Genomic DNA, 5,624 nt, shown 5'->3' on the forward strand with positions numbered 1-5,624 from the left:
GATGCCTACGGCATCAACCGCGCAACCATCGTGCGGATGGTCAAGGAAATCCAAGAGGTCACGGCCATGGGTACCCAGGTTGCCGTGGTGATCGGTGGTGGCAATATCTTCCGTGGCGTGGCGGGCGGCTCCGTCGGTATGGACCGCGCTACGGCCGATTACATGGGGATGCTGGCCACTGTGATGAACTCGCTGGCCTTGGCTGACACCATGCGACAAGAGGGCATGACTGCCCGTGTGATGTCTGCTATCAGCATCGATCAGGTTGTTGAACCTTATGTGCGCCCCAAGGCCTTGCAGTACCTTGAAGAGGGTAAGGTTGTGGTGTTCGCCGCAGGTACCGGTAATCCTTTCTTCACGACCGACACTGCTGCAGCATTGCGTGGCGCGGAGATCGGCGCGGAGATCATGCTCAAGGCGACCAAGGTGGATGGTGTCTATACGGCTGACCCCAAGAAGGACCCATCTGCCACGCGTTACGGCAGCATCACTTTTGACGAAGCGCTGATCAAAAATCTGCAGGTGCTGGATGCCACGGCATTCGCTCTGTGTCGTGATCAGAATCTTCCCCTCAAGGTATTTTCGATCTTCAAGCCTGGCGCGCTCAAGCGCGTGGTGCAGGGTGCGGATGAGGGTACCTTGGTCCATGTCTGATCTTTTGATCAGATCACTATCATTGCCTTTCGATTTTTTCTCTTAAGCGTCTGTCCATCAGGTAGTCATACATTCGCACGGAGTTCTCCATGAGCATCGCTGAAATCAAGAAAAACGCCGAGCAGAAAATGCTCAAGTCCATTGAGGCTTTCAAGAACGAGTTGGCCAAGATTCGCACTGGTCGCGCTCACCCAGGCATCCTGGATCAGGTGCAGGTGGACTATTACGGTTCCCTGGTGCCCATCAGCCAGGTGGCCAATGTGTCCCTGATCGACGCACGCAACATCAGCGTGCAGCCTTGGGAAAAAGGCATGGGCGCCAAGATCGAAAAGGCCATCCGTGAATCTGATCTGGGACTGAATCCATCCACGCAGGGCGATCTGATCCGCGTGCCGATGCCGGCTTTGACCGAAGAGCGCCGCAAGGAGTTGACCAAGGTGGTCAAGAACGCTGGCGAAGACGCGAAGATCGCCGTGCGCAACTTGCGTCGGGATGCCAACGAACACGCCAAGCGGCTGCTCAAGGACAAGGAAATCACGGAAGACGAAGATCGCCGTTCGCAAGACGACGTGCAAAAGCTGACCGACAAGACGATTACCGACATTGACAAGCTGGTTGCGGCCAAAGAGGCCGAAGTGCTGGCCGTCTAAGCCTTGCACTTTGTCATAATCGCGACGCAGTCCGAGGCGGCATGGCCGCCTCGATGCGTTTGTGGCGGGGGATGCTTTGGCGTCTGCCTTTGCCTGGGGTTTCTCACTTCTCGCTGAACGTTCTGATCTGATGGCCAAGAACCCTGTTGCAGCTGATTCTGTTCCCCGCCATGTGGCCATCGTGATGGATGGCAATGGTCGCTGGGCACGCAAGCGTTTCATGCCTCGTGGCGTTGGACACAAGGCCGGTGTGGATTCACTGCTCAAAGTCGTGCAGGCCGCAACCGATCGTGGGATCGCCTATCTGACCGTGTTTGCCTTTTCGTCCGAGAACTGGAAACGCCCAGAGGAGGAAGTGTCCGGCCTGATGAGTTTGTTGCTGGTCGCGCTTTCCAAATACCTGACCAAGATGAAAGCTGACGGCGTGCGCATTCGCATCGTCGGTGATCTGGCCAATGTGTCAGACAAGGTGCGCCATGCTTTGCTGGATGCCCAGGCCTCTACGGTGGACAACAGTCGACTCGTCCTGACGGTTGCTTTCAACTACGGTGGGCGCTGGGACATTGTTCAGGCAGCGAAGCAAGCCTTGTTGGCGGGTGTGAGTGCTGAGCAGTTGGATGAAGCGACGCTGTCCAGTTACATGGCCATGAGTTATGCGCCTGATCCGGACCTGTTCATCCGAACGGGCGGTGAAGTGCGCTTGTCGAACTTTCTGTTGTGGCAGAGCGCTTACGCCGAGCTGTATTTTACCGATTGCCTTTGGCCTGACTTCGACGACAAGGAGTTGGACAAGGCGGTGGCCAGCTTCACGAGGCGGGAGCGCCGCTTCGGGGATGTTGGCGCCTCGGGTGAAGGCGAGGGCGCCATTGGCGATGGTGGCGAGAACCATGGCTCCAGGACTCAGGCCTGAAGGATTCGATAGATGCTCAAGCAACGTGTCATCACGGCCCTGATTTTGGTGGCCATTTTGTTGCCCACGCTGGCAGCGCAGGCCGCATGGCCTTTCGCTATTCTGACGCTGGTGTTCATCTCGGCAGCAGGGTGGGAATGGTCACGATTGAATGATGCGACCGGCGTTCGGGCCATCATCATGGGTGCGGCCGTGGCGGGCGCTTGTACCTTCGTGGCCCAGTATCTGGGCTTGCCTGTCTGGGGGCCGGTGCAGCACGCTGTGTCAGAGGCTCAGGGGCATGTGCATGGCTGGGGGCATCCGTTGGTCGGGTTTGCCACGCCCGCCATCATCTGGTTGTTCGCCGTTGTCATCTGGGTGCTGGGTGGCGTAGCCGTGCTGCGTTTCGGCACGCTGCACTGGAAGCAGGTGCCACAGGACGTGCGCCGATTGCTTGGCCTGGCATTGCTGGTTCTGGCCTGGTTGGCGCTGGTTGAGAGCAAGATGCAAGGTTTGAACTACCTCTTGTCAGTCTTCTGTCTGGTCTGGGCCGCTGATATCGGGGCCTATTTCGGTGGCCGCACTTTCGGCAAGCGCAAGCTGGCGCCTTCGATCAGTCCAGGCAAGAGCTGGGAAGGGGTCTGGACAGGCATGCTGGTGGTGGGGCTGCTCGCTGCCGCATGGATCTGGGTTGACCGCAACATGAGCGTGGACTCTCCAAGTTTGTACAGTCGCCTGTTGATGGGGCTCGGGCCCTTTGGCATGTTGCTGGCGTTGGCCTTCCTGGCTGGCATGAGCGTGGTGGGCGATCTGTTCGAGTCCTTGATCAAGCGTCAGGCTGGCGCCAAGGACAGCAGTCAGTTGTTGCCGGGCCATGGTGGGGTGCTGGACCGCATCGACGCCTTGCTACCCGTGTTGCCCTTGTCTCTGGCTTTGACCACTTTGTGCCATGGCTGATCAAGCTTCTCATCGTCCTCTGCGCTTGTGCATCCTGGGTGCCACAGGTTCGATTGGCACGAATACGCTGGATGTGGCCGCTCGCCATCCTGGCAAGTTCGAGATATGGGCGCTGAGCGGTGCCTCTCGTGTAGACGAGTTGTTCGCGCAGTGCGTGACGCATCGACCAAAGTTCGCGGTGATGCCTGCAGAGCCTTTGGCTGTTCTGTTGCGCGACAAGCTGCGCGCAGCTGGCTTGCCCACCGAGGTGCTCAGTGGTGAACGTGCCCTGTGTGATGTGGCCTCTCATGCCGACGTGGATGTGGTCATGGGGGCCATCGTGGGTGCGGCGGGGCTGGCGCCGTGTCTGGCCGCTGCCCGCGCGGGTAAGCGCTTGTTGTTGGCCAACAAGGAAGCCCTGGTGGTTGGTGGTGCCTTGTTCATGGATGCAGTCAAGCAAGGTGGTGCGACCTTGTTGCCCATCGACAGTGAGCATTCCGCCATCTTCCAGTGCCTGCCTGAGCATCCATCAACATGGGCATCTCGCATCGATCACATCGTGTTGACGGCCTCAGGTGGTCCTTTCCGTGATCGTGATCCGGCCACGTTCGCCGATATCACGCCGGAGCAAGCGTGCGCGCATCCCAATTGGGTGATGGGGCGCAAGATTTCCGTGGATTCGGCCACGATGATGAACAAGGCGCTGGAGGTCATCGAAGCTCGCTGGCTTTTCGATCTCACACCTGATCAGATCCGCGTGGTGCTGCATCCGCAAAGCATCATCCATTCGATGGTGGTCTGCCGTGATCGTTCCGTGCTGGCCCAATTGGGCACGCCTGATATGCGTGTCCCGATTGCGTACGGTCTTTCCTGGCCGGAGCGCATCGAGTCTGGTGCCGACCTGCTTGATTTCACGAAACTTAACGCACTGACATTCCGTGAGCCGGATGGCGCGCGCTATCCTGGCTTGCAACTCGCCTGGGAAACCTTGCGAGGCGCGCCTGGCAGCACTTGTGTGCTCAATGCCGCCAACGAGGTGGCCGTGGACGCATTTTTGAACCGTCGCATTCGCTTCGATCAGATCCACAGCGTGAACGTGCAGACCCTGTCCGACTGCGTTGTGCCGGGTCAGGCTGTGGCCAGTGTGGAAGGGTTGCTGTCACTGGATCAACAGTCTCGGCGTGTGGCAGAGTCCGTGGTGGCAGGGCTGGTGCGTTGAGCGCGTGATGGCGCGTTCATCGCAGGCCTTCGAGGCAGTCTTTCAAGGAGTGTGGCGATGCTGTTGAATGCGCTGGCTTTTATCGTGATGATCGGCGTGCTGGTGGTCATACACGAATACGGCCATTACCGCGTGGCAGTGGCGTGCGATGTGAAGGTGCTGCGATTTTCCGTCGGGTTTGGCCGCGTGTTGTGGTCGCGCATGCGTGGCGAAACCGAGTTCGTGATTTCGGCGCTGCCGCTTGGCGGCTACGTCAAGATGCTGGATGAGCGCGAGGGTGTGGTCGATCCCACTGAATTGCATCGCGCCTTCAACCGCAAACCGGTCTTGCAGCGGGCGATGGTTGTGGTGGCAGGGCCTGTGGCCAATCTGCTGCTGGCCATTTTGCTGTACGCCAGTGTGAACTGGGCAGGGGTTTCAGAGCTTCGCCCCTGGTTTGCGCAACCGCGTGCGGCCAGCCTGGTCGCCCAGGCCGGCATGCGCTCACAAGATGAGATCGTCGCGCTCAAGCGTGATGTGCAAGGGGGCGACGGTCGAGCGGATGATGCCGCTGAGTGGCATGCCATTCGCTCCATGAACGACCTCCAATGGTGGCTCACGAGTTCTGCCTTGAGTGCGCACGATATTGTGTTGCGGGTGCAATCCAGGTCTGCGCCGGATCAAGCCCCTCGTGGCGAGCGTGAATTGCACGTCAACCTGAGTCAGATCAAAGCGTCTGAAGTGGATGGCGAACTGATGGATCGCATCGGTTTGACTGGTCCTTACGCCGAGCCGCTTGTATCCCAGACGCTGGATGGTGGGCCTGCCCAGAAGGCCGGCCTGCGCAAGGGGGACAAGGTGCTGTTGATCAATGGCGTCGTGCCAGCTGATGCCACGCAGTTGCGACAGGTCATCCGTGAGAGCCAGCGCAATGGGCAGCCTTTGCCGCTGAATCTGCAGGTTCAGCGTGGTCAGGAAGTGCTCGAGCTGAGCTTGACGCCGGTGATGAAAGATGTTCAAGGCAAGATGCTGCCCAGGATCGAGGCTGGACTGGGCGGTGCCGTGGCCACCGTTGATGTGCGCTATGGTTTCCTGGAGGGGCTGACGCTCGCGTTGGACAAGACTTGGGGTATGGCCAGGATGAGTCTGGAAATGCTCGGCAAAATGGTGGTCGGGCAGGTATCCGTCAAGAATTTGAGCGGCCCGCTGGCCATCGCTGATCTGGCTGGACAGTCTGCGCGACTGGGGTGGGTTTACTACATCGGTGCGCTCGCGTTGGTCAGTGTCAGCCTTGGGG

General features: G+C 59.2%; 6 protein-coding genes. All 6 read left to right on the forward strand.

The window, feature by feature from the left end; translation table 11 throughout:
- The coding region (gene pyrH, locus EPO09_RS21010) for a UMP kinase (RefSeq protein ID WP_290646351.1) at positions 1–654 on the forward strand (654 nt) is incomplete at its 5' end.
- Between the two features lie 89 nt (positions 655–743).
- Positions 744–1,304, forward strand: coding sequence for a ribosome recycling factor (gene frr / locus EPO09_RS21015; protein ID WP_290646352.1), 561 nt, complete (start codon positions 744–746; stop codon positions 1,302–1,304).
- Between the two features lie 130 nt (positions 1,305–1,434).
- Positions 1,435–2,214: a polyprenyl diphosphate synthase gene (uppS, locus tag EPO09_RS21020; protein WP_290646354.1), complete on the forward strand. Its 780-nt coding sequence runs from the start codon at positions 1,435–1,437 to the stop codon at positions 2,212–2,214.
- 12 nt (positions 2,215–2,226) lie between these two features.
- Positions 2,227–3,150 carry a phosphatidate cytidylyltransferase gene (locus EPO09_RS21025; protein WP_290646356.1) on the forward strand — a complete coding sequence of 308 codons (924 nt, stop codon included), beginning with the start codon at positions 2,227–2,229 and terminating at the stop codon, positions 3,148–3,150.
- Complete coding sequence (gene ispC / locus EPO09_RS21030; protein WP_290646359.1) at positions 3,143–4,348, forward strand: 1-deoxy-D-xylulose-5-phosphate reductoisomerase; 1,206 nt, start codon at positions 3,143–3,145, stop codon at positions 4,346–4,348. The genes EPO09_RS21025 and ispC overlap by 8 nt, the downstream gene beginning before the upstream one ends.
- Positions 4,349–4,405: 57 nt before the next feature.
- Positions 4,406–5,624 (forward strand): RIP metalloprotease RseP (gene rseP / locus EPO09_RS21035; protein WP_290646361.1); only part of this gene is annotated, 1,219 nt, incomplete at its 3' end.

This window comes from Aquabacterium sp. (assembly GCF_004297345.1).
Lineage (GTDB): Bacteria > Pseudomonadota > Gammaproteobacteria > Burkholderiales > Burkholderiaceae_C > Aquabacterium.

Excerpts from the sequence above, each read along its gene's own strand:
- EPO09_RS21025 (WP_290646356.1), top strand. The coding sequence starts at position 2,227 with ATGCTCAAGCAACGTGTCATCACGGCCCTGATTTTGGTGGCCATTTTG.
- frr (WP_290646352.1), top strand. The coding sequence starts at position 744 with ATGAGCATCGCTGAAATCAAGAAAAACGCCGAGCAGAAAATGCTCAAG.
- uppS (WP_290646354.1), top strand. The coding sequence starts at position 1,435 with ATGGCCAAGAACCCTGTTGCAGCTGATTCTGTTCCCCGCCATGTGGCC.
- ispC (WP_290646359.1), top strand. The coding sequence starts at position 3,143 with ATGGCTGATCAAGCTTCTCATCGTCCTCTGCGCTTGTGCATCCTGGGT.